The organism is Vibrio gallicus (assembly GCF_024346875.1).
Lineage (GTDB): Bacteria > Pseudomonadota > Gammaproteobacteria > Enterobacterales > Vibrionaceae > Vibrio > Vibrio gallicus.
In genome coordinates, this window is the sequence record NZ_AP024871.1 from 1,864,392 (window position 1) to 1,889,296 (window position 24,905).

A 24,905-nucleotide genomic window follows, 5' to 3' on the forward strand; every position below is an offset into this window, starting at 1 on the left:
TGTTAAAGATATGTTTTACATTATAAAAATAGTACAACTTCCGAATTTTACATTTAATTTTCGGTTTTTTTTACTTTTAAATCAAAGCTATACATTAGTAGCTAGCACTTACCTTCGCTCACATAAAAAAAGCGCCTCAATAGAGGCGCTCATAACATATCTCAATTATTTCGCTGGATTATCCAACGTTTTTACGAGCATTGCGGAACATACGCATCCACGCTGAATCTTCACCCCAAGACTCTGGAGCCCAAGAGTTAGCTACGGTTCTAAATACACGCTCAGGGTGAGGCATCATGATAGTCACGCGGCCATCATTGGTAGTCAGACCTGTAATCGCATTTGGTGAACCGTTCGGGTTATTTGGATACTGTTGCGTTGCATTACCTTGGTTATCCACGTAACGCACTGCCACTGTACCAGACGCTTCAATCGCATCTAAGTGAGCGGTATCACGAACCTCAACTCGGCCTTCACCGTGAGATACTGCGATTGGCATACGAGAGCCCGCCATACCATCAAAGAATACAGAATCTGATTTCTGTACTTCAACTAGGCTAAAGCGAGCCTCAAAGCGCTCAGATTCATTACGAACAAAGCGTGGCCACAGGTCAGCACCTGGGATTAGCTCTTTCAGGTTCGATAGCATCTGACAACCATTACACACGCCAAGAGAGAACGTCTCTTCACGCTTGAAGAAGCCTTCAAACTGGTCACGAGCCTGAGCATTGAATAAAACAGACTTAGCCCAGCCTTCACCAGCACCAAGCACATCACCATAAGAGAAGCCACCACATGCAACTAAGCCTTGGTATTCATCAAGCACAGTTTGGCCTGTTAAGATATCACTCATGTGGATATCAACCGCATCAAAACCAGCGCGGTCAAACGCCGCCGCCATTTCAACATGAGAGTTAACGCCCTGCTCACGCAAGATAGCCATCTTAGGCTTAGCGCCAGTTGCAATATATGGAGCTGCGATATCTTCGTGAGTATCGAAGGTAAGCGCTACATTTAGACCTGGGTCGCTATTATCTTTCTTGGCTGCAAACTCTTGGTCTGCACAAGCTGGGTTATCACGTAGTGCTTGCATTTTATGGGTTGTCTCAGCCCAAATAGTACGAAGCTCGGTACGAGAACGCTCAATAATGGCATTGCCGTTAGCAAATATTTCAAAGTTGTCACTTGCTTCAACTGAACCAATAACATGTGAGCAAGCTTGTAAACCATTTGCCGAAAGCACGGTTTTAACTGCATCCAAATCAGAGTTCTTAACCTGTACAACGACACCTAACTCTTCGTTAAACAGCGTCGCTAATACGTCTTCACCTAGCTCTGAAATATCCGCTTTCAGACCACAGTGACCAGCAAACGCCATCTCAGCTAGGGTAACAAATAAGCCACCATCGCCTTTATCGTGATACGCAACAAGCTTGTCATCACGTACTAGGGTTTGCATTGCATCGAAGAAGCCTTTTAGCTGCTCTGCATTATCAACATCGGCAGGTTTATCCCCTAGCTGTTTGTATACTTGCGCTAGAGCTGTTGCGCCAAGACGGTTCTTACCATTACCTAGGTCAACCAACACCAGTGAGGTATCACCTTTATCAGTGCGAAGTTGTGGGGTTACAGTCTTGCGAACATCTTCTACGCGACCAAAGGCAGTAATAACCAATGACAGTGGAGAGGTAACTTCTTTATCTTCACCGTTCTCATTCCACTTAGTTTTCATAGACATTGAGTCTTTACCAACTGGAATCGTCAAACCAAGCGCAGGACACAGCTCTTCACCCACCGCTTTTACCGCTTCATATAGACCGGCATCTTCACCTGGGTGACCCGCTGGAGACATCCAGTTTGCAGACAATTTAATGTGCTTGATATCACCGATATCAGTACCTGCGATATTAGTAAGAGACTCACCTACCGCAAGACGCGCTGAAGCGCCAAAATCAAGAAGAGCAACCGGAGTACGCTCACCCATAGACATTGCTTCACCATGATAGGTGTCATAACTTGCAGCTGTTACCGCACAGTTTGCCACTGGCACCTGCCATGGACCAACCATTTGATCACGCGCAACCAGACCCGTTACCGAGCGGTCACCGATTGTGATAAGGAAGGTTTTTTCTGCAACCGTTGGTAAACGCAATACACGCTCAACGGCATCATTTATCTCAATACCATCACGAGTAATTGCTGGGCTATCCACCTTCAAGGTCTTAGCATCGCGGTGCATCTTAGGTGTTTTACCCAGCAAGATATCCATTGGCATATCAATTGGGGTATTGTCGAAGTGTGAGTCTTCTAGGGTTAGATGACGCTCTTCTGTTGCTTCACCTACCACGGCAAAAGGTGCGCGTTCACGCTTACAGATAGCTTCGAATACTTCCATATTCTCTGGCGCGACCGCCATTACATAACGCTCTTGAGATTCGTTACACCAGATCTCAAGTGGGCTCATGCTTAATTCATCATTTGGTACGTTACGTAGTTGGAATTTACCACCACGCTCACCATCGTCAACCAGCTCAGGAAGTGCATTCGAGATACCACCAGCACCCACATCGTGGATGAACGCGATTGGGTTTTGCTCACCTAGCTGCCAACAACGGTCGATAACTTCCTGACAACGACGCTCCATTTCTGGGTTTTCACGCTGTACAGAAGCAAAGTCTAGATCTTCAGCTGATTGACCAGAAGCCATAGAAGAGGCTGCGCCGCCGCCAAGACCGATGTTCATAGCAGGACCACCGAGAACAATCAGCTTAGCACCGACTGGGATCTCTTTTTTCTGTACGTGCTCATCACGAATATTACCCATACCACCAGCGATCATGATCGGCTTGTGGTAGCCACGGATCTCTTCACCAGCATGTGAGGTTACTTTCTCTTCATAAGTACGGAAGTAACCAAGTAGGTTCGGGCGACCAAATTCGTTGTTAAATGCCGCGCCACCTAGTGGGCCTTCAAGCATAATATCAAGGGCATTTACAATGCGACCAGGCTTACCAAAGTCGGTTTCCCAAGGCTGTTCAAAGCCAGGGATACGCAAGTTAGAAGTGGTGAAACCCACTAGACCCGCTTTAGGTTTACCACCGATACCAGTTGCGCCTTCATCGCGAATCTCACCACCAGAGCCAGTAGAAGCGCCCGGCCATGGAGAGATAGCCGTTGGGTGGTTATGCGTCTCAACCTTCATCAGGATGTGCGCTTGTTCGTTATGATAGTTATATTGACGAGAATCTGGGTCTGGGAAGAAGCGTCCCACAGTAGAACCACTCATTACTGCCGCGTTATCTTTATAAGCAGATAAAACGTGATCAGGGGTGGTTTCCATGGTGTTTTTAATCATTTTGAACAAAGATTTTTCTTGTTCAACACCATCAATAGTCCAGCCTGCATTAAAGATCTTATGGCGACAATGCTCAGAGTTCGCCTGAGCAAACATCATCAATTCGATATCGTTTGGGTTGCGGCCAAGCTTGGTAAAGCTTTCAGCTAGGTAGCTAATCTCGTCTTCAGCCAATGCAAGGCCAAGGGAGATGTTTGCTTCGTCTAAGGCCTCACGACCACCCGTTAGAACATCAACCACGGTATGCGGTGCTGGCTCAGAGATAGTAAATAGTGCGCTTGCATCTTCAAACTCAACAAAAACCGCTTCCATCATGCGGTCATGGATAAGTACCTTAATGGCATCTACCTGATCAGCATTCAGCTCGGCTTGAGATTCAATGTAGTAAGCAGTACCGCGCTCTAAGCGCTTAATTTTTTCTAACCCACAGTTATTCGCAATATCAGTAGATTTTGAAGACCAAGGTGAAATCGTACCTGGGCGAGGTGTAACTAAAAGTAGAAGACCTTCAGGCTTGTGCTCTTCGATAGTTGGGCCGTAGGTAAGCAGTTTTTCAAGCTTAGCTAGTTCTTGGTCATCGAGCTCTGAGTTTAAATCTGCAAAATGCATAAACTCAGCGTAAATGCCTGTCACTGGAAGCCCTTGCTCACGGCAAAGTTCTAGAAGTTTTTGAACACGAAACTCAGAAAGAGCTGGGGAGCCACGCAAAATTCTCATGTGCTTAGGTCTCTTAAATGATGGATTAAAAGTAATATTCCAATATATTCAGTTGGTTAAACGTAAACCACTAAAGCTATTGCAGCATTACCTTTTAATTTTTCGCGTATTATAGAGCAAATTGTTTTGTGAAGTAACACAAAAAGCAACCGTTTGCGCAAATATTTGCCTCTGACTTTTTTTAACCCACCAATCAACCCTAATTACCTCCCAATAACATCACTGCTATGCTTGTTTCTCTTTCACCTAGGTACTGCCTTTGATATAAAGGTGAACTTTAAGCTTGTAAGCAGGAGAAGTTCCAACAACATGCGCACGTCGATGTTCAAAAAGATACTGCAATCTTCACTATCACTATTGGTTTTGTTTGCCCTAACTGGCTGCCAATATGAAATAGACTCTAAGAGTGAATTGCAAAAAATAAAAGATCGCGGAGTGTTGCGAGTTGGTACTCTAAATAACCAGCTTTCATACTATATAGGTCCTGACGGTCCAACAGGGCTGGAGTACGACTTAGCTGTTGAATTTGCAAAAGAGCTCGGGGTTAAGCTCGAAATAAAGCCGGCCTATCGCCTATCTGAATTGTTCCCTGCCTTAAAGAATGGGGAAATTGATATCATTGCAGCGGGACTAACCCAAGCACCAAATAGAATAAAAGCGTTTCGCCCAGGGCCTGCCTATTACTACGTAAGTCAGCAGGTTGTCTATAAGAAAGGCACATGGCGCCCAAGAAACCTACAACAGCTTATCGATAGTGGTGAAATGCTGACTGTAGTAAAGGGATCTCACTTTGAGCATACCTTAGCTGACCTGTCCAAAACTCACACTAAAATAAAGTATGAAACAACCGATCGCTACGATATCAATGAACTACTCAAACAGGTATCTGAAGGTAAGCGACTGTTCACTGTCGCCGATTCCATCGAGCTTTCTCTAACCCAGCGCATCTATCCAGACCTAGCATTGGCATTTGAGCTTACCGAGGATCAACCCACCTCTTGGTATTTACGACAAACCAGTGATGAGAGCCTTTATGCCTTGGTGATCGAATTCTTTGGCAATATCCAACAAAATGGCGAACTGCATCTACTCGAAGAAAAATACCTAGGACACATCCAAGATTTTGACTATGTCGATACCCGCGCCTTTGTGCGTTCATTAGACAGTAAACTTCCAAAATGGGAGCAGCTGTTTAAGAAACACTCTGAAGAGTTCGATTGGCGTTTGGTTGCAGCGCTGGCATATCAAGAATCTCACTGGAATCCCTATGCTAAATCCCCAACGGGTGTGCGCGGCATGATGATGTTGACACTCCCTACCGCAGAAAGTGTCGGCGTGACTAATCGACTCGACCCTGAACAGTCGATTCGAGGGGGCGTTGCCTATCTTAGAAAAATCGTCAAACGCATCCCAGACACGATTACCGAGCATGAGAAAATCTGGTTTGCACTTGCCTCATACAATGTGGGTTATGGGCATGTAATGGATGCAAGGCGCATCGCTAAAGCACAAGGTGCTAACCCCAATCTATGGAGTGATGTAAAAGAGCGTTTACCATTGCTACGTAAAAAAGGGTATTACGAATATACACGCTATGGCTATGCCAGAGGTGATGAGGCACTCAACTACGTTGAGAATATCCGTCGCTATTATCAGAGTATTATTGGGCACATTGATAAACGGGACCACAAACAGACACAAACCAGCACTGAAGGATTAAAGGTTATTCAGGCCGTGAATACGCCTGAATCATCAGCTAATCAGACTGATAGCTCACAAACGAGCACTCCTTAAACAATAAAGATGGTAGCGATCACAGTTTAATTTTTAGCTTTAATGACGCATATTGAAAATATCACCTCGAGCATATATATAGGTTCATATAACGTTCACAATTATGGTCTATATATAGTTAAGCAATGAAAACAACAACATTGCCTAACCTCGTAATCATGGAGATATGTCATTGAAACAAAAGAGAAGAATGTCTAAAAAATTAGCACTAAAAGCCGTTGCAGCAAATCGCCGTAAACGCATGCTTTCTAATAACAAGAAAAAGATTCTTTGGCGCAATAGAGCTTACGCTGCTACTACAATTGAAAACTCAAGCCAGACATTTAGCTTAGCTTAACCCTCTTGCTCACCATCTTGCTGTTGCGCTAACCGCTTCAAGGCCTTGTGCTCTTTTCGTCTACGGCGGAAAAATGCCTGTAATTGCTGTTTGCACTCTTGTTCCATTAATCCAGACTCAATATCAGCGTAATGAAACGCAGCTGGGCTCTCAAATAAATTAAGGACAGTCCCTGCCGCACCCGCTTTAAGATCTGGTGCACCATATACGATCCGCTTTACTCGGCTATGCAATAAGGCACCAGCACACATAGGGCATGGCTCAAGGGTGACATATAGGGTGGTATCCAATAAGCGGTAGTTCTGTAAGCTACTGCCCGCAGCACGTAGGGTCATTATCTCAGCATGTGCCGTGGCATCATGCAGTCCAATACTCTGATTCCAACCACAGGCAATCTCTTGCCCATCCTTAACCAGTACCGCTCCAACTGGCACCTCGCCATGCTCTTCAGCCTCAGCAGCTAACTCTATTGCTCGTCGCATAAACTGATAATCGAGTTCACTAAATTGTGTTGATGGGCTATTGCTGTCCATACTTATTCCTAGTAAGTGTATCTGAGAGATAATCAATCAAGGTTCTCACCTTAGACGTCAACATCCGATTTTGCGGGTATAACGCCCACACCCCTTCTTGCTTCCCTCGGTAGGCCTTTAGCAGTTCAATCAGTTTTCCTGACGCAAGATAGGATTGCACATAATAATCAGGAAGCTGGACAATACCTAGCCCCTTAATCGCTGCATCAACTAATGCATAACCACTATTACACTGTATTCTACCGTCAACATGAATAAGGCGCTCATTTCCTTTGTCATCAAAACGCCAGTACTTTACCGACCCACGCAAACATTGATGATGCTTGAGCTCAGACAAGGTGTGTGGTTCACCATGTCTTTCTAGATACTCAGGGCTACTACACACAAATACATCTCGATTTAACAGCTTTTTCGCCATCATCGTTGAGTCTTGAAGTCGCCCTAAACGAATCGCCAGATCGAAACCATCTTCAATCAGATCCATACGCTGATTGGACAATACAAGCTCGAGCTCTACCTGCGGATATTCAAGTAAAAACTGGTGCATCAAAGGGGCAAGTACCTGCTCACCAAAGGTGACGGGAGCGGTGACTTTGATTCGCCCTTGTGGAGAGGACTGCAATTGGGTTACCGCTAGCTCAGCCATACCTAAGCCTTCAACTAATGGCTTACAGTGATGGTAATAAGTCGCCCCCGCTTCAGTCAGTGACACCTTGCGCGTGGTACGTAGCAACAGCTTAATCCCCAACCTCTGCTCAAGACTATGCACTCGGCGACTAATATTTGCCACTGAGGTTGCTAGTTGTTGAGCCGCTCCAGTAAAGCTTTGGTTCTGTGCTACCGCAACAAACTCATTAATACCTTCCCAGTTCGCCATCAATCACAACCTATTATTACATTAATGTAATAGTCTATTTCAAAATAGACCTATTATCATTATTTATAGGAAATATATACTAAGTCTATTAAATGAAAAGCCGCCAAACTCAACTACCTTTATAGGGGCTTTGGCAAACTAAATAGGAAGCATCATGGCAGAACAATTTATCAAATCTCGCGCAGCAGTAGCATGGGGACCAAACCAACCACTTAAGATGGAAGAAGTTGATGTTATGCTTCCTAAAGCGGGCGAGGTGTTGGTGCGTATCGTTGCTACTGGTGTGTGCCATACAGATGCATTTACACTATCAGGGGATGATCCTGAAGGTATCTTCCCTAGCATTTTAGGACACGAAGGCGGCGGCATTGTCGAGATGATCGGTGACGGCGTGACCAGCGTTGAGGTCGGTGACCATGTTATCCCTCTTTACACTGCCGAGTGTGGTGAGTGCAAATTTTGTAAGTCCGGCAAAACCAATCTCTGCCAAGCAGTCAGAGAGACCCAAGGTAAGGGCCTAATGCCTGATGGCACTACCCGCTTCTACAAAGACGGCCAACCAATTTACCATTATATGGGGTGCTCAACCTTCTCTGAATACACGGTATTACCTGAGATTTCACTAGCGAAGGTAAATAAAGAAGCCCCTCTTGAAGAGGTTTGCTTACTGGGCTGTGGAGTCACCACCGGTATGGGTGCGGTACTAAATACCGCCAAAGTAGAAAAAGGCGATAATGTTGCTATCTTCGGGCTTGGTGGTATCGGCCTATCGGCCATCATTGGCGCTAAAATGGCAGGAGCCAATCGCATCATAGGTATCGATATTAATGAAAGTAAGTTCGAGTTAGCAAAACAACTTGGTGCAACAGACTGCATTAACCCTAAACACTACGATAAGCCAATCCAAGAGGTTATCGTTGAAATGACCGATGGAGGCGTCGAATACTCTTTTGAATGTATCGGCAATGTAGATGTAATGCGTTCCGCCCTTGAGTGTTGTCATAAAGGATGGGGTGAGTCAGTCATCATTGGTGTTGCTGGTGCTGGCCAAGAAATATCCACCCGCCCATTCCAACTGGTTACTGGCCGCGTATGGCGTGGCAGTGCTTTCGGTGGTGTAAAAGGACGCTCTGAGCTTCCTGAAATTGTAGAGCGTTATATGGCTGGTGAATTTGGTCTGCAAGATTTTATCACCCACACCATGCCCCTTGATAATATTAATGAAGCCTTTGAACTAATGCACAAAGGTGAAAGCATCCGTACTGTAATTCACTATTAATTATATCTAAGCAAGGAGGTGTCAGCTAAAGCCTGACGCCTCCTTTTATTTAGGAACGCTTTATGTCACTTGAAAATATCAGCCAGGCAAAAGTCCATGGTGGCTGGCACAAGCAATATACCCATAACTCAGATGTACTCAATTGCGCGATGCGCTTTGCACTTTTTCTTCCCCCTCAGGCCACAACCGACAACCCGGTTCCTGTACTGTATTGGTTATCAGGGCTCACCTGTAGTGACGAAAACTTTATGCAAAAAGCAGCGGCATTTGAAGCAGCAGCGCGACTAGGGATTGCCATTGTCGCCCCAGATACCAGCCCTCGTGGTGAAGAGGTCCCTGATGATCCTGAGTCAGCCTATGATTTTGGACTCGGAGCAGGCTTTTATCTCAACTCCACTCAATCGCCATGGTCTAAGCATTATCAGATGTATAGCTACATCGTCGATGAATTGCCAAGCTTGATTGAGCAATATTTCCCAGTATCGGATCTGCGATCCATATCTGGTCATAGTATGGGAGGGCACGGCGCACTAACCATTGGCCTTAAAAACCAACACCGCTATCGCTCGATCTCCGCTTTTAGCCCTATAACTAATCCCATGGAATGCCCATGGGGGATAAAAGCGTTGTCCAATTATCTTGGTGAGGATAAAACGCAGTGGGAGCAATATGACGCCTGCCGCCTACTTGCCAAGCTTGGTTCAAGTTTACCTATCTTAATTGACCAAGGTGATGCTGACGGATTTATAGAAAAAGAGCTTAAACCCAATCATTTAATTGATGTAGCAGCACAGCACTCATTAGACTTTGAACTGCGCATGCAAAAAGGCTATGACCACAGCTATTTCTTCATACAGAGTTTTATTAGTGACCACTTGGCCTTTCACGCCAAACACCTAAACCCATGATCAAAAAAGCCCGCAGTTTTAAGGCTGCGGGCTGTTCTAATTAAGCTAAGTTACATGCTATAGGTATAAGGTGCGCTAATTCCTAAAGGAATGCCCAGAGCCCAGTACGCAAGTAAGAAGATAGTCCAACCAATCAGCATCGCAATTGAGAATGGCATCATTAATGACGCTAGCGTCCCGATACCAGTCGATTTAACGTAGCGCTGGCAATAAACCACGACTAATGGGAAGAACACCATTAAGGGTGAAATAATATTAGATACCGAATCACCGACACGATAAGCCGCTTGCGAGAGTTCAGGGGAAATACCCACAGCCATCAGCATTGGAACTAGAATAGGACCAATCAATGCCCACTTAGCAGAAGCTGAACCAACCAATAGGTTCACCATCGCAGTCAGCAAAATCATACCCACGATTGTCGCTTCACCAGCTAGGTTCATCGCCTTTAGGCCTTCCGCGCCATACAGCGCCAGCATAGTACCTATGTTTGATTGACCAAACGCAACTAGGAACTGAGCACAGAAGAACGACATTACCATATATGCACCCATGGTATTCATGGTGTCAGACATAGACTTGATAACATCATTACTGCTCTTAAATTTACCTACCACACGACCGTATACGATGCCTGGGATGATAAATAGGATAAAGATCAATGGCACGATTGACTGCATCAATGGTGCAGAGAAGGCGGTCACCTCCCCTTCCGGAGAGCGCAGAGCTGAGTTCTCAGGCATGATAGCGGCAATAAGTAGACCAATACCCACCACCATAGACCAGCCAGCATATTTAAATGCTTTTGACTCTTGAGCTGTCATAGAGCCAAGATCTGGTGCTTCTTCTGCATCTTCATCTACATCGATTGATGCATTAAGGCGCGGTTCAATGATTCGCTCAGTGACAAACCAGCCAATCGCGACAATCAAGATTGAAGACAAGCCCGTAAAGTAAATATTAGCTAATGGGTTCACCACATATTCAGGGTCTAATACATTAGCTGCTGTTTGAGTAAAGCCCGCCAGTAGAGGGTCAATTCCTGATGGAACAAAGTTTGCTGAGAAGCCACCAGAAACCCCGGCAAATGCAGCTGCAATACCCGCAAGAGGATGACGACCAGCAGCGTGGAAGATGATACCACCTAGAGGAATAACCAATACGTAGCCAGCATCTGCTGCGGTATGCGAAACAATAGCCACCAATATCAGCATTGGCGTTAAAAGCTTAGCTGGGGTAAAAGCCAGCATTTTTTTCAGGCCAGTGGTAATGAAACCAGATGAATCGGCAACACCGACCCCTAACATAGCCACCAGTACAATGCCCAGTGGTGCAAATCCAGTAAAGGTTGTCACCATGTTGGCTAGGAAACTAGCAAGGGCTTCACCAGTTAATAGGTTTGTAATCTCAAGCGGTGTGCCTGTACGCGGGTTAATCAGGTCAAAAGAAACATTAGAAAGTAGTGCTGAACTAACCCAAACGATGATCAGTGCCCAGAAGAACAGTATTGCTGGATCTGGAATTTTGTTGCCCACTTTTTCAATTAAATTCAAAAAGCGGTCCATACCACTCGCTTTCTGAGGAGGCAGGTTGGCTGCGTGATTGCTCATAAATAGTACCGTAATTTAAGTATTAGTTGTGTTGATGCGTTAATTGTTATTATTTTTTTAGGAGCGCATCGTACCAAACTTACCTGTGCATTTTGGAATGTAAGATTCCAAAATGTGGGGTGGGATTGCATTTTTATTTATGATTAACACAAGCAAAACAACCACACCAACAGTAGGTCAACTCGTCATTAACAATGACGCTACAGCCAAATACCTATCTTTAATACAACTCTCAATCGCAACTCTATTCAATGAAATGCCAATAGTGTATTTACGGTTAAAGATTTAAATTCACCATGTGGGTTTTCCCATTCAGCTTGTAGTGTTATCTGTGTACCGCTATGACCAAAACTTCCTAAATAATCAGCGCGAGTTAATTCAAAACTCACCCCCTGCATAGCAGTATTATTTAAGGCAGGGGTTAAAGTAAGCAGCAAGTCTGGGTTTATCTGCATGTGCCGTATAATCTCCAGTCTATTGATTAATGCGCGGCGGATTTGATTGGATTGACGCTGACTGTGTATTTCACGCTGAGACCATAGCGACAATTCAATGAGATACAATGAACCACCAGACAACAGTGCGACAGCAACCAGTACCTCCAACAGTGCTAGCCCTGCAAGCTTAGAGATCATACCAACTCCACGCTTGCCAGTGGCGATTAGCATAATAGATTAGCGATTGAGAAAGCTGAGCCACCTCTGGGATAAGGGCAACATCATCCAATATAAGCTCACCATCAATGACCACATATCCTGAAAGGGTGATCCCTTGCAACGCAATCTGTCCCTGTAAGCCATCGCTAGCCACCCCCTCAAATAGCAAACTGCCTTGGTAATGACCGGCTCCAGAAATAAATACCTCTGTTGCGCTAAACAGCAGAATTTGCGGTTGATAGGTGGTTACCACTTGCCATTTATCAGCCGTGATCTGGCAGTCTCCCTTAATCCAAATGGAACGATAACCTTGCTCTAACAACAAAGCTAAAGCGCTGCCACACTCATCAGCATTGGTGGCTTCAAAAGTCGCCTCTAGCTCCGTTTGCTGTCGGCCAAATACAGACACTATGGCGTTATCGTCAGTCACCAAAGCATGCTCTGCTAACTCCCCACCTAAATACATAACTTGAGCACGCTTAGCTTCACCGAGTAAAACAGTTAGCCGTACCTGATTTACTGCTATAAATTCGGAGTCAAAATCTAGCATAGATTGATAGTGACATGGGCTCGCATCTGGGTAATGTAATGCATAGCAATTTAGTGCGCTATCTAGGGTAAGATTGAGTTGAGTGCGAGACATTATTAACTCTTGATGCCACAGCAAGCGCTGTGACACAGTATTAAATTGGTAGATTGAATAAACACCAAGTACCAGCATGAGTGACATCACAATCAGCAAGGCTCCACCTTGCATATTACGTGGGGTATTACTCAGCACCGTCAGCGCCTCGCGCACTGGCCAGCAAGCTGAATTCCTCTAGCTGTGTATCTCCTTTCAACCTCAGGGCATAGTCGATGCTGTACAGCCGGCTAGTGACCTCTGAAACGATAAAGGACTCCACCACAATCAACTTATCGCTCAACATTGAAAACTTAATCGATTGTTCACACACCTGGGTAAGTGATATGGGGTTGGCTGACAACCGGTTACAGACCTTAAGCTTATTGTCTTCCTCAAATATCAGTAAACCTTGATATTGACACTCTGAGCACTCCCCTAGCTTATAATGTATCGCCAGTTGATTACCCACCACCGATGCCGATTGCGAAACAGCAAAGCCTGCTCTTTTTATTTCAGCGACCAGATACTCATTAATCCGATTGGCTTGTATCAACAATTGCGCTTGTTTTAGTTCCGCGACAACCTGCTGATGCAAGGTAATCATTAAACTACTAACGCTAAGCATGAGTAGCGATGACATTGATAGCGCTACCAACAGCTCTATGAGGCTGTATCCCCTAACATGCCGCATAGCCTAAGCTCTCACTGCCGGTCGAACATATTCTAATTCGACCACTGATCTGATGGTAAATCACCTTAAGTTGCGAGTCAGAACTGCCACCAATTACGATACTCCCATTACCCATAGCAATCCCCTTCGCGCCATCAAAACGAATGCTGGCATCGGTTGCGGTTAATGTTACATCCTCAAGGGTAATCTGGGTCAACGCTGGCAATGGTGAATTAGAAGCAGATATGAGAAGGGTGTGTTGTGTGTCTGTCGCTGACTGAATGTGAAGCCACAAAGAGCGGTGCTTGGCATAGGCAAGGTTGCTAGTTGCCAAAATAGTTGAATACACTTGCTGAGCGGCAAGTTTGTGTCTCTGCTGCTGGTGATATTCCGCGTAGGATTGTATGCCAACAGCGCAGCTAAGGCTCAACACACACAGCGTAGTAAGGAGTTCAATCAATGAAAAGCCGCTCATTCGCATCTATCTCAATTCACATTACATCCTCAAAAGGTAATCCGTTCTGGTCGATAGGCAAAAACAGCCCCCAGGCATGGGAGCTATCTCGAAAAAACGCATGCTAAATTGAGATACAAAAAAGGCCAGCTAAAAGCTGGCCTAGTAAATTGTGGTGCAATGATTAACTGGTTAGGTCATCAAAGAACTTTTTCACGCCGTTGAAAAAACCTTCCGATTTAGGCTTGTGTTTATTGGCCGCATCGCCACCACAAGAATCTTCAAATTCACGCAGTAGTTCTTTTTGACGCGAGCTAAGCTTAACCGGTGTTTCAACCACTAATTTAACAATCAAGTCGCCCTGTGGACCGCCGCGAACACCCTTCACACCTTTACCACGCATGCGGAACATACGACCAGTTTGGGTTTCTGAAGGGACCTTCAGGCTAACTCGTCCATCAAGAGTCGGAACTTCAACTTCACCACCAAGCGCCGCCATTGCAAAGCTTACTGGTACTTCACAATACAGGTTGCTACCGTCACGCTCGAAGATGTGGTGATCTTTAACATGTACTTGAACATATAAGTCACCCGCTGGAGCACCATTTTCTCCAGCTTCACCCTCACCAGACAAACGAATGCGATCACCGGTATCCACGCCTGCTGGGATCTTAACGCTAAGAGATTTAGTCTTGTGTTTACGACCTTCACCATGACATGCATCGCAAGGATCTTTAATGATTTGACCTTTACCATTACAGGTAGGGCAAGTCTGTTGTACGGCAAAGAAGCCTTGACGCATCTGAACTTGGCCGTGTCCATGACAAGTACCACAGGTTTGAGCTGAAGAGCCTTTCTTAGCGCCAGTGCCTTCACACACATCACAGCTAACTAGAGTCGGAACTTCGATTTCCTTGGCGCATCCACGAACCGCTTCTTCTAAAGTCAGTTCCATGTTGTAACGCAGATCTGAACCGCGCTGGGCACGTTGTTGACCACCACCACGACGACCGCCGCCGAAGATATCACCAAATACATCACCAAAGATGTCACCGAAATCCGCACCGCCGCCGCCAAAGCCACCGCCGCCCATACCGCCTTGCTCAAAGGCTGCATGACCGTGTTGATCATAGGCTGCACGCTTTTGCGAATCAGTTAGGATCTCGTACGCTTCTTTTACTTCTTTAAACTTTCCAGCTGCTGATTCATCATCAGGGTTTCTATCAGGGTGATACTTCATCGCTAAGCGCTTATATGCTTTCTTAATATCACGCTCTGAAGCATCTCTGCTTACACCCAAGATCTCGTAAAAATCACGTTTAGACATGTGTTTCGTCACCAATTTAGTACTGCAAACGGCTTCAACCGCTTGGTGTTTATATCGATATAGATGGAGGTTCTAGGATCTAAAAGTATCATCTATATCGACAGCTGTATTTACAAACAGAAGGGCGTAAAGGTTTCCCCAAACGCCCATAAGCTACTGTCAGAATAGAAAAATTATTTCTAAACTAGAGCGAGTTGTTCAAAACAAGGTGTCACCTTTACTCAGGTAAACACAGCTTCAAATGACTCGCTATAGCATCGATAATTATTTTTTCTCGTCTTTAACTTCTTCAAACTCAGCATCAACAACGTCATCATCTTGAGACTGTTGTTGGCCTGCATCAGCACCTTGTGCTTGCTGTGCTTGAGCTTGTTGTTGAGCCATTTCCATTAGTTTTTGAGCCGCAGCCATAAGAGCTTGAACTTTAGTGTCGATAGCGTCTTTATCTTCGCCATTCTTCGCTTCTTCTAGCTCTTTGATTGCTGCTTCAATTTTCTCTTTCTCTTCAGCTGGAAGTGCATCACCTGCTTCTTCCATTTGCTTACGAGTACCGTGGATCATTTGGTCAGCTTGGTTACGTGCAGTTACTAACTCTTCAAACTTCTTATCAGCTTCTTTGTTAGCTTCTGCTTCTTGAACCATTTTTTCGATTTCTTCGTCGCTTAGGCCACCAGAAGCTTGGATTGTGATCTTCTGCTCTTTACCTGTTTGCTTATCTTTAGCAGATACATTCAGGATACCATCAGCATCTAGATCGAATGTTACTTCGATTTGAGGCATACCACGTGGTGCAGCTTGGATACCTTCTAGGTTAAATTGACCAAGAGATTTGTTGTACATCGCTTGCTTACGTTCACCTTGAAGAACGTGGATAGTCACTGCGCTTTGGTTGTCTTCCGCTGTAGAGAACACTTGATCCGCTTTAGTTGGGATAGTAGTGTTTTTCTCGATTAGCTTAGTCATTACACCACCCATCGTTTCGATACCGAAAGATAGAGGAGTAACGTCTAGTAGAAGTACGTCTTTAACTTCACCAGCTAGTACGCCACCTTGAACTGCAGCGCCCATAGCAACTGCTTCATCAGGGTTCACGTCACGACGAGCGTCTTTACCGAAGAACTCAGCAACTTTAGCTTGAACCATAGGCATACGAGTTTGACCACCTACTAGAATAACATCGTTGATGTCATTTACAGATAGGTCTGCATCCGCTAGAGCAACCTTAAGTGGCTCAAGAGAACGTTGAACTAGGTCTTCAACTAACGCTTCAAGTTTTGCACGAGTCACTTTAACGTTCATGTGCTTAGGACCAGTTGCATCAGCAGTTACGTAAGGTAGGTTTACGTCAGTTTGAGTAGTAGAAGAAAGCTCAATTTTCGCTTTTTCTGCTGCTTCTTTAACACGCTGCATTGCTAGTGGATCAGCTTTAAGATCGATACCTTGCTCTTTCTTAAACTCTTCTACTAAGTAGTTGATCATGCGGTTATCAAAGTCTTCACCACCTAGGTGAGTGTCACCGTTAGTTGCTAGAACTTCGAAGGTTTTTTCACCTTCAACTTCGTCAATCTCGATGATTGAGATATCAAAAGTACCACCACCAAGGTCATATACTGCGATAGTGCGATCGCCACCTGACTTGTCTAGGCCATATGCTAGAGCCGCAGCTGTTGGTTCGTTGATAATACGTTTAACGTCTAGGCCCGCGATACGGCCAGCATCTTTAGTTGCTTGACGCTGAGCATCGTTAAAGTAAGCAGGAACAGTCACTACTGCGCCAGTTACTTCTTCGCCTAGGAAGTCTTCAGCTGTTTTCTTCATTTTCTTAAGAACTTCAGCAGAAACCTGAGGAGCAGCCATTTTTTGGCCTTTCGCTTCAACCCAAGCATCACCGTTGTCAGCCTTAACAATCTTATAAGGCATGATTTCAAGATCACGCTGAATTTCTTCGTCTTCAAAACGACGACCGATTAGGCGTTTAATTGCAAATAGCGTGTTTTCTGGGTTAGTTACCGCCTGACGCTTAGCTGGTTGACCTACTAATGTTTCACCGTCTGTATATGCGATAACAGATGCTGTTGTACGTTCACCTTCAGCATTTTCGATTACACGTGGCGTATCGCCGTCTAGTACTGCTACACAAGAGTTTGTAGTACCTAAGTCAATACCAATGATTTTACCCATCTGGCTATCTCCAAAAATTTAATTGTCTATTTCTATATCCCAATAAATGGGGTGTGTTTCGCTTGGATTCAACCCCAAGTCTTACAAAATTTTCAAAGCAGGTGAGCTGTTTCGCTCAGTAATTATTTGCTCTGACTGATAGATAAGGGCGAGAAACGTGGATTCAAGAGCAAAGCCCAAAAAAAAGTAAAAAAACGAGTTTTTATTGGTAGTGAAGCATATTATTGCGCCTACTTGAGCTATCTGTACTCGGAATACCCACCGTTTTAAGGCAAAAAAAAGAGAGACCATAACGGCCTCTCTTCTAACATACAGTTTGCTTAAAGGATTACTTAGCAACCATTACCATCGCTGGGCGAACCACACGACCGTTAAGTTCATACCCTTTCTGCAATACAATCGTTACCATATTGCTTTCGTGATCAGGGCTCTCAACCATAGATACTGCATTGTGCAGTTCTGGGTTAAAGGCTTCCCCTTCAGGGTTGATCTCAACTAAACCATTCTTAGTCACAACCTCAAGGAAAGACTTATGCGTCATTTCAATGCCTTCAAGGATAGGCTTAATGGCTTCGTTTTCGGTATCCGCAGCTTGAATTGCACGCTCAAGGTTATCAATAACTGGCAATAAATCTTCTGCGAATCTATTGATAGCAAACTTACGAGCTTTTGCCATTTCTTGCTCAGTACGACGACGCATGTTGTCGACCTCAGCCTTGGCACGTAATACTGAATCTTGTTGCTCTTTCAAGCGAGTTTCAGTTTGCAACAGCGCAGCTTCAAGCTGAGCTATTTTAGACTCTTCAAAATCAGCAACCGATTCTTCATTCCACTCAACATCGCCTTCGTCACCAATAACATCAGCATCTTGTTCAGCAGTAATCTCTTCAACAATCTCTTCAGCGGCTTGCTTTTGAGTTGCTTGTTCTAATTCTTGTTCATCAATCTTTGTATCTTTGTCGCTCATGATATCTCCAGCAAGACAAGTCTATTCATGAAAGTGCTATTATATTGACAGATAAACTCTGACAAAAGATTAGCATCTCTAATCAACTTGCCTTTATTATGGGGATCATCATTTCTGATTCAAGTCTCTCGAAGTCCATATATTAAAAAATGGGATTAAAATGGGTAAACATTTCTCAACTATTGCGATTTTAGGTAAGCCACGCAGCCACCTTGCAATTCAAACTCACAAAGAAATCTATGATTGGCTGGTTGAGCAAGGCTATAAGGTTCTGGTTGATGACCGCCTTAAAGAGCTGATGAATCACAAAGTAGATAGCAGTGCTTTTACCAATCTAATGCATATCGGAAAAAATGCCGACCTTGCAATTGTGATAGGTGGTGATGGCAATATGCTCGGGGCGGCTCGTGTTCTCTCGCGTTTTGATATCTCAGTCATCGGAGTAAATCGAGGTAATCTAGGCTTTCTAACCGACCTCGACCCAGATAGCTTTAAACAGCCATTGCTTGAGGTACTATCAGGGGAATACATCAGCGAACAGCGTTTTTTGTTAGAGGCTGAAATCCACCGCCATGGGCAGGTTAAGAGTCAAAATGCAGCCTTAAACGAGGCGGTATTACACCCTGGAAAAGTCGCTCATATGATAGAGTTTGAAGTCTATATCGATGATACTTTCGCCTTCTCATTACGCTCTGATGGCTTAATTATTTCGACTCCGACCGGCTCAACCGCATATTCACTCTCTGGTGGCGGGCCGATACTCTCCCCTAGCCTAAACAGCATATCGCTAGTGCCGATGTTTCCACACACCCTATCTAGTCGCCCGCTGGTAGTTGACGGTAACCGTCGCATAAAGCTATTACTCGCTCCAGATATGGTTGGCACCCAAGAAGTCAGCTGTGATGGCCAAATTTCTCTTCCGGTTGAACCTGGCGATGAGATCCATATTTATCAGAGCCCAAACGTCCTCAACCTAATTCACCCCAAGAACTACAGCTACTACCACGTACTTAGAGAGAAGCTAGGTTGGTCAAGTAAGTTGTTTTAGAGCCTAGCGCATACTGAATAAAAAATTTCACCCAACATCTTTACTGTATGTAAAACCAGTATATACTGTTCTCATATACAGTACTTCTAGATATGGATTTCAGTATGCTCGCTCATTTAAGTGTTAATAACTTCGCTATCGTAAAATCACTACAGGTTGAACTTAACCCTGGTATGACTACCATCACCGGTGAAACCGGTGCCGGTAAATCAATCGCCATCGACGCACTTAGCCTATGTCTAGGCTGTCGCGCCGATGCCGGTATGATTCGTCAGGGTGAAGACAAGGTCGATATTGTAGCCAGCTTTATCATTGAACATAACCTCAGCGCCAAACGATGGTTAGAAGACAATGAACTGGCAGAGAATGAGCAATGTATCTTGCGTCGAGTCGTGAGCAAAGATGGCCGCTCGCGTGGTTTTATTAACGGCAATCCAGTACCTATCTCACAGCTGAAATCACTAGGACAACGACTTGTGAGCATTCACGGTCAGCATGCTCACCACCAGCTTTTGAAAAAAGAGTATCAAATTAACTTACTCGACGACTATGCAGGACATAGCAATCTAATAGCTCACACCCAAAAACGTTATCAAACATGGCGTCAGGCTGAGAATACACTCAAGCAAATCATTCAAAACAGTGAGCAAAATCAAGCTCAAAAACAATTACTTGAATATCAAATCAAAGAATTAGACGAGCTAATGCTAACCGAACATGAGTTTAGCGAGCTTGAGACCGAGCATAAAAGATTAGCCAACAGTGGCGAGATATTAGGTCTCACCCAACAGAGTTTAGATCTCCTTAGTGAGAACGAACAATACAACGCACTTAGCATGCTGCAAGCTAGTATCAATTGTGCAAATCAACTCAGTGAGCTTGACCCGCAACTGAGTGAGATAAGTCAGATGCTAGGCGATGCCCTTATTCAAGCCGAAGAAGCCAATAGCGAGCTGCGTAATTATTTTGACTCTGTCGATATCGACCCTGCACATATGCAAAGCGTTGAGGCGCGCTTTTCACAAGTTATGTCGCTGGCTAAAAAGCACAATGTATTACCAGAAGATCTCTACACTCACCATCAACAGCTCTCAGCACAAATTGAAGCACTTGATTGTTCAGATGAAAAGATTGAGCAACTAACCCAACAGGTTAGCATCGCTCAAGAGAACTATATAAAGAGTGCAGAAAAGCTTAGTAAATCTCGTAAGCGCTACGCTAAAGAGCTTAATAAGCTGATATCAAATAGCATGCAACAGCTGAGTATGGAGCAGGCGCGCTTTGATATTCAAATCAACTTCGACAGTAAGTTCTCATCGCCACTTGGCGCAGATGACGTTGAGTTCTTGGTTTCAGCAAACCCAGGACAGCCATTACAGTCATTAGCTAAGGTGGCCTCTGGCGGGGAACTATCACGGATCTCCCTTGCGATTCAGGTTATTACCGCTCAAAAAGTTGAGACCCCGAGCCTTATCTTTGATGAAGTAGATGTAGGTATCAGTGGTCCAACGGCCGCAATCGTTGGCAAGATGTTGCGTTCCCTCGGAGAGAGTACCCAAATATTGTGTGTTACCCACCTGCCCCAAGTTGCCGGCTGTGGTCATCAACAAATGTTTGTCGCTAAAAAAATGCACTCTGGACACACTGAAACAAGCATGACCATGCTTGACTCCGAACAGCGAGTTGGAGAGCTAGCAAGGCTATTGGGGGGAAGTGAGATAACCGATACCACCCTAGCAAATGCTCGTGAATTAATGGCGGCCTAACAGGGAACTCATACAGCTTATACTGGTCAAAAACCGAAGTTGATGCACAAAATAGAATATCAGTAGCGAAATTAGATAACTAAAAGCTGTTTCGCTATACAAGCTGTTAGAGCTTGTTTATCATTTGCCGAGTTTCAGTTTTAAAGTTAAAGACCTAATATGCAGTTTAAAAAGTGGTTAATCGCAGTACCGCTCGCGGTGTCTATGCTTTCCGGTTGCTCTCTTCTTGAGAAGTTAGTGTATCGAATCGACATAGCTCAAGGTAACTATATTGAGCAATCAGCAGTTGATCAGCTGCGTATTGGCATGACCAAAGAACAGGTACGTTTCGTCCTTGGTTCTCCAATGCTAATTGAAAATGGTGAGCCTAATAAATGGTATTACATCTACCATTACACTAAAGGTCACAATGACCCTACCCAAAAGAACCTCTTTGTATTCTTTGGTGATAGCGGCCAATTGCAGCGCATTGAAGGCGACTTCCCTGCTGGTGCTCAATTTAACCAACCGATTCAATAAAAAAAGGCGCTTTAATAAGCGCCTTTTTATCACTAAATTTTATTAAGCTTAGGCTGTCTTCTCAGCTGCCTGCTGGGCACGCTTACGGCGGATTTCTTTCGGATCTGCTAATAGCGGCCGATAGATTTCAATCCTATCTTGATCGCGCACTGTAGAATTCAGTTTTACATTGCGGCTATACACCCCAACCTTATTTTGCTTGAGGTCTATCTCAGGATATAAGGCTAACAACCCAGATTGAACAATAATATCTTCAACCGTAAGCTCTTTATTCACCACCAGCGAAACCACGCGCTGTTCCTGTGGAAGTGCGTATACCACCTCCACATGAATCATCACAGAATCAATACTCATAACACGGGTACACCTGTTTTGCTCGGCTCGTAAAAGCACTCACCATGTTAGACATCAGCTCATTAAATATTTTGCCAAATGCCATCTCTACAATCTTGCTTGAAAACTCAAACTCAAGCTTAAGCTCAACCTTACAAGCATGCTCATCTAAGGGAGTAAAAAACCAACCGCCACTTAAATGCTTGAATGGACCATCAACAAGATTCATCTCAATCACTCGACCATACTCAAGTACATTTTGAGTCGTAAACGTCTTGCTAATACCTGCTTTAGATACATCAACCGATGCCGTCATACTCACATCATCGACATTGTGCACCTTGCTGCCAGAACAGCCGGGTAGAAACTCAGGATAACGTGCAACATCGTTGACCAAATCAAACATTTGTTCAGCACTAAAAGACACCAAAGCCGAACGGGTCACTTGTGGCATTTCATCTCCTCCAAGGCTAAACCATTAATTTGCCTAAAAATCGTCCTTACAAGGACAAAAACAATTTCCCTATAATAAGGCAATCCGTATAATGAAGCCATTATGGCAAAGAAAAAATCAAAAACCAAAGCGACTAGTAATACTATTGCGCTAAATAAAAAAGCCCGTCACGAATACTTTATCGACGACGAGCTTGAAGCTGGCTTAGAGCTCCAAGGTTGGGAGGTAAAATCTCTACGTCAGGGTAAAGCGAATATCGCTGAGAGCTACGTCTATCTTAAAGATGGCGAGGCATTTATTAGTGGTATGAGCATCATACCGCTCAATCAAGCATCAACACATATTGTTGCTAACCCGACTCGTATCCGTAAGCTTCTACTTTCAAGGAAAGAGCTGGATAACCTATTCGGTAGCATTAATCGTGATGGTATGACCCTTACTGCCCTTTCTCTATACTGGTCACGCTCCTGGGTGAAGATCAAAGTAGGCGTAGCTAAAGGTAAGAAACTGCACGATAAACGTACAGATCTAAAAGAAAAAGACTGGGCTCGCGACAAAGCACGAATTATGAAGAGTAATTTGCGCTAATATTGAGCATCCAGTTAGCATCGAACTAGACAGGCGAGCCTTTTCTGGTACTATGCAAATAACACTTGGGGCTGATCTAGGATTCGACGGGAATTCTGAAGTCTGAGGTGCATGCCGTGGGGCGGTTGGCCACGTAAAAAGCCGCAAAAAAATAGTCGCAAACGACGAAAACTACGCACTAGCAGCTTAATAACCTGCTGAGAGCTCTCTTACCCTAGCTTCCGCTTTTAAGACGGGGACCAATAAGAGATCAAACCCAAAAGAGCTAGATCGGATTCTCCCGCCTGAGAGATGAAGTTCGAAATATAATTCAGGATAGTCATTTACTAGCGTGTCGGTTCGCAGGTACTTGGTGAATTTAAAGATCGACTAAGCATGTAGTACCAATGATGAATGATTTTCGGACGCGGGTTCAACTCCCGCCAGCTCCACCAATCGATTGGAAAAGGCCACCTTTGGGTGGCCTTTTTTTTGCCTATAACAACATAAATCAAACACTTACATTCTTAAGAGTTCTCAAGAGATGTCACTGCATCTTAGACATTTTGTTCCCCAAAACCTACTGTTGGGGAACAAAATGAAATTTGGGGGAACATAAAATGCCACTAGCCACTTCAAGACTGTCACATACTAAGCTCCTAAAACTGAGACCTACAGAAAAAGAACAACTACTGTCTGATGGCAACGGCCTCTCTCTTAGGGTCCGACCAAATGGTTCGAAGATCTTCTATTTCCTCTACTCTCACCCTTTAACAAAAAAACGAATCAAACTTCAAATTGGAAAATTCCCTCACTGTTCACTGAAGCATGCCCGCAAAGTGGCATTTGACTATAAAGAACTCGTTGAACAGGGTATCGATCCCAAACAACACATTGAGGCTCAAAACGAGCTAGCACTCTTAGAAGAGTCGAACTTGCTTATTGAAGTCTCCAACGAATGGTTAGAAGTCAAAAAACACAGTGTGACTGCCGACTATGCCGAAGATATATTGCGCTCTCTTGAGCTACACATCTTTCCTTATTTAGGGCAAATGCCTATAGGAAAAGTTACAGCGCCTAGAGTCATTAAGATTTTGCGTGTTGTAGAAGCCAAAGGAAACCTAGAAACAGTCAAGCGACTTTGCCAGCGACTTAATGAAGTTATGAATTTTGCTGTCAATACGGGAAAGATCCACTCTAACCCAATTCAAAAGATCCATGTCGCGTTCAAAAAACCTAAGCCAGAAAACATGAAATCCCTTCCACCTTCTGAGCTTCCCGAGCTGATGCGCACAATATCTAGAGCCTCACTAAACCGAGTAACTCGTTGCCTTATAGAATTTCAACTTCACACAATGACAAGGCCAAGCGAAGCTGCTAGCGCCCTATGGGACGAAATAGACTTCGAAAATAAACTTTGGATCATTCCAGCTCATAAGATGAAAAGAAGACGGGAGCATATCATTCCTTTAAGTGATTGCTGTATTGAGCTATTGGTATTCACTAAAAGCTTGAGAAGAAACAGTCCTTGTGTTTTCCCTTCCCCTTTGAACAACTTCAAGCCTCTTAATAGCCAAACAGTAAATGCGGCATTAAAGCGTATGGGGTATCAAGGAAAACTCGTGAGCCATGGCTTTCGTTCAATAGCTTCTACAGCACTCAACGATGAGGGATTTGATTTCGACTTGATTGAATCTGCTCTTGCACATGTAGACCCAAACCAAACTCGTAGCGCGTACAATCGAGCTCAATACATTGAGCGTCGCCGAGATATGATGAACTGGTGGAGTGCATATATAACTAAAGCATCCAAAAGATTTTAGTTGATAGGTCTGTTACTAATGAACGCTCTGTCATTACTAATGAACGCTCTATAACTCATTTTTGGACAAAACCTTGCCAGTGATTATCCTAAATTAGTAAAAAGC

General features: G+C 44.3%; 22 protein-coding genes and 1 other RNA gene. 10 read left to right on the forward strand and 13 right to left on the reverse strand.

All coding sequences use genetic code 11. The annotated features are described in order from the left end of the window. Positions 1-178: 178 nt before the first annotated feature. The gene (purL, locus tag OCU28_RS08650; protein WP_261815809.1) at positions 179-4,072 is read right to left on the reverse strand and encodes a phosphoribosylformylglycinamidine synthase; all 3,894 of its coding nucleotides are present in this window, start codon (positions 4,070-4,072) and stop codon (positions 179-181) included. A 309-nt stretch (positions 4,073-4,381) separates the two neighbouring features. Between purL and mltF the strand changes: the two genes are divergently transcribed. Both mltF and OCU28_RS08660 read left to right on the forward strand, forming a co-directional pair. Then, on the forward strand, positions 4,382-5,866 hold the full coding sequence (gene mltF / locus OCU28_RS08655) for a membrane-bound lytic murein transglycosylase MltF (RefSeq protein WP_390623770.1): 1,485 nt from the start codon (positions 4,382-4,384) through the stop codon (positions 5,864-5,866). A 190-nt stretch (positions 5,867-6,056) separates the two neighbouring features. Further along, positions 6,057-6,203 carry a hypothetical protein gene (locus OCU28_RS08660; RefSeq protein ID WP_261815810.1) on the forward strand — a complete coding sequence of 49 codons (147 nt, stop codon included), beginning with the start codon at positions 6,057-6,059 and terminating at the stop codon, positions 6,201-6,203. Here the strand turns inward: OCU28_RS08660 and tadA are convergent. Then, positions 6,200-6,736, reverse strand: a complete 537-nt coding sequence (gene tadA / locus OCU28_RS08665; RefSeq protein ID WP_261815811.1) for a tRNA adenosine(34) deaminase TadA — start codon at positions 6,734-6,736, stop codon at positions 6,200-6,202. The two genes, OCU28_RS08660 and tadA, sit on opposite strands and share 4 nt — an antisense overlap. Further along, on the reverse strand, positions 6,723-7,613 hold the full coding sequence (locus OCU28_RS08670; protein WP_261815812.1) for a LysR family transcriptional regulator: 891 nt from the start codon (positions 7,611-7,613) through the stop codon (positions 6,723-6,725). Before OCU28_RS08670 ends, tadA begins: the two co-directional genes overlap by 14 nt. Before the next feature lie 154 nt (positions 7,614-7,767). Between OCU28_RS08670 and OCU28_RS08675 the strand changes: the two genes are divergently transcribed. After that, positions 7,768-8,892 carry an S-(hydroxymethyl)glutathione dehydrogenase/class III alcohol dehydrogenase gene (locus OCU28_RS08675; protein WP_261815813.1) on the forward strand — a complete coding sequence of 375 codons (1,125 nt, stop codon included), beginning with the start codon at positions 7,768-7,770 and terminating at the stop codon, positions 8,890-8,892. A 62-nt stretch (positions 8,893-8,954) separates the two neighbouring features. Further along, positions 8,955-9,800, forward strand: a complete 846-nt coding sequence (fghA, locus tag OCU28_RS08680; RefSeq protein ID WP_261815814.1) for an S-formylglutathione hydrolase — start codon at positions 8,955-8,957, stop codon at positions 9,798-9,800. A gap of 50 nt (positions 9,801-9,850) precedes the next feature. Here the strand turns inward: fghA and OCU28_RS08685 are convergent, their stop codons facing one another. The 8 genes from OCU28_RS08685 to grpE all read right to left on the reverse strand — a co-directional run bounded on the left by OCU28_RS08685 (position 9,851) and on the right by grpE (position 18,290). Further along, entirely contained in the window at positions 9,851-11,410 is a 1,560-nt protein-coding gene (locus OCU28_RS08685; RefSeq protein WP_261815815.1) for an AbgT family transporter, read from the reverse strand. Positions 11,411-11,658: 248 nt separating this feature from the next. After that, the gene (locus tag OCU28_RS08690; RefSeq protein ID WP_261815816.1) at positions 11,659-12,045 is read right to left on the reverse strand and encodes a type IV pilus modification PilV family protein; all 387 of its coding nucleotides are present in this window, start codon (positions 12,043-12,045) and stop codon (positions 11,659-11,661) included. Continuing rightward, on the reverse strand, positions 12,035-12,847 hold the full coding sequence (locus OCU28_RS08695; RefSeq protein ID WP_261815817.1) for a hypothetical protein: 813 nt from the start codon (positions 12,845-12,847) through the stop codon (positions 12,035-12,037). Before OCU28_RS08695 ends, OCU28_RS08690 begins: the two co-directional genes overlap by 11 nt. Further along, on the reverse strand, positions 12,837-13,382 hold the full coding sequence (locus OCU28_RS08700) for a prepilin-type N-terminal cleavage/methylation domain-containing protein (protein ID WP_390623771.1): 546 nt from the start codon (positions 13,380-13,382) through the stop codon (positions 12,837-12,839). Before OCU28_RS08700 ends, OCU28_RS08695 begins: the two co-directional genes overlap by 11 nt. Then, positions 13,369-13,836 (reverse strand): hypothetical protein, encoded by a 468-nt coding sequence (locus OCU28_RS08705; protein WP_261815819.1) that lies wholly within the window; start codon positions 13,834-13,836, stop codon positions 13,369-13,371. Before OCU28_RS08705 ends, OCU28_RS08700 begins: the two co-directional genes overlap by 14 nt. A 163-nt stretch (positions 13,837-13,999) precedes the next feature. Continuing rightward, entirely contained in the window at positions 14,000-15,142 is a 1,143-nt protein-coding gene (dnaJ, locus tag OCU28_RS08710) for a molecular chaperone DnaJ (RefSeq protein ID WP_261815820.1), read from the reverse strand. Positions 15,143-15,406: 264 nt separating this feature from the next. After that, the gene (dnaK, locus tag OCU28_RS08715) at positions 15,407-17,323 is read right to left on the reverse strand and encodes a molecular chaperone DnaK (protein WP_261815821.1); all 1,917 of its coding nucleotides are present in this window, start codon (positions 17,321-17,323) and stop codon (positions 15,407-15,409) included. 328 nt (positions 17,324-17,651) lie between these two features. After that, the gene (gene grpE, locus OCU28_RS08720; RefSeq protein ID WP_261815822.1) at positions 17,652-18,290 is read right to left on the reverse strand and encodes a nucleotide exchange factor GrpE; all 639 of its coding nucleotides are present in this window, start codon (positions 18,288-18,290) and stop codon (positions 17,652-17,654) included. Between the two features lie 160 nt (positions 18,291-18,450). Here grpE and nadK point away from each other — a divergent pair, with 160 nt between their 5' ends. The 3 genes from nadK to bamE all read left to right on the forward strand — a co-directional run bounded on the left by nadK (position 18,451) and on the right by bamE (position 21,623). Next, entirely contained in the window at positions 18,451-19,338 is an 888-nt protein-coding gene (nadK, locus tag OCU28_RS08725) for an NAD(+) kinase (protein WP_261815823.1), read from the forward strand. Positions 19,339-19,442: 104 nt separating this feature from the next. After that, on the forward strand, positions 19,443-21,104 hold the full coding sequence (gene recN, locus OCU28_RS08730; protein ID WP_261815824.1) for a DNA repair protein RecN: 1,662 nt from the start codon (positions 19,443-19,445) through the stop codon (positions 21,102-21,104). Positions 21,105-21,263: 159 nt separating this feature from the next. After that, positions 21,264-21,623, forward strand: coding sequence for an outer membrane protein assembly factor BamE (gene bamE / locus OCU28_RS08735; protein WP_261815825.1), 360 nt, complete (start codon positions 21,264-21,266; stop codon positions 21,621-21,623). 48 nt (positions 21,624-21,671) lie between these two features. On the opposite strand, the gene OCU28_RS08740 is transcribed toward bamE, so the two are convergent. Both OCU28_RS08740 and OCU28_RS08745 read right to left on the reverse strand, forming a co-directional pair. Beyond that, positions 21,672-21,977: an RnfH family protein gene (locus OCU28_RS08740; RefSeq protein ID WP_261815826.1), complete on the reverse strand. Its 306-nt coding sequence runs from the start codon at positions 21,975-21,977 to the stop codon at positions 21,672-21,674. Next, positions 21,967-22,410 carry an SRPBCC family protein gene (locus OCU28_RS08745; RefSeq protein WP_261815827.1) on the reverse strand — a complete coding sequence of 148 codons (444 nt, stop codon included), beginning with the start codon at positions 22,408-22,410 and terminating at the stop codon, positions 21,967-21,969. The genes OCU28_RS08740 and OCU28_RS08745 overlap by 11 nt, the downstream gene beginning before the upstream one ends. Before the next feature lie 102 nt (positions 22,411-22,512). On the opposite strand from OCU28_RS08745, the gene smpB reads away from it, so the two are divergent. From smpB to OCU28_RS08760, 3 genes are all read left to right on the forward strand, one after another. Further along, positions 22,513-22,998 carry an SsrA-binding protein SmpB gene (gene smpB / locus OCU28_RS08750; protein WP_261815828.1) on the forward strand — a complete coding sequence of 162 codons (486 nt, stop codon included), beginning with the start codon at positions 22,513-22,515 and terminating at the stop codon, positions 22,996-22,998. Positions 22,999-23,065: 67 nt separating this feature from the next. After that, positions 23,066-23,432: a transfer-messenger RNA gene (ssrA, locus tag OCU28_RS08755) on the forward strand. A gap of 165 nt (positions 23,433-23,597) precedes the next feature. Then, on the forward strand, positions 23,598-24,800 hold the full coding sequence (locus OCU28_RS08760) for an integrase domain-containing protein (protein ID WP_261815829.1): 1,203 nt from the start codon (positions 23,598-23,600) through the stop codon (positions 24,798-24,800). The last annotated feature ends 105 nt before the right edge of the window (positions 24,801-24,905 follow it).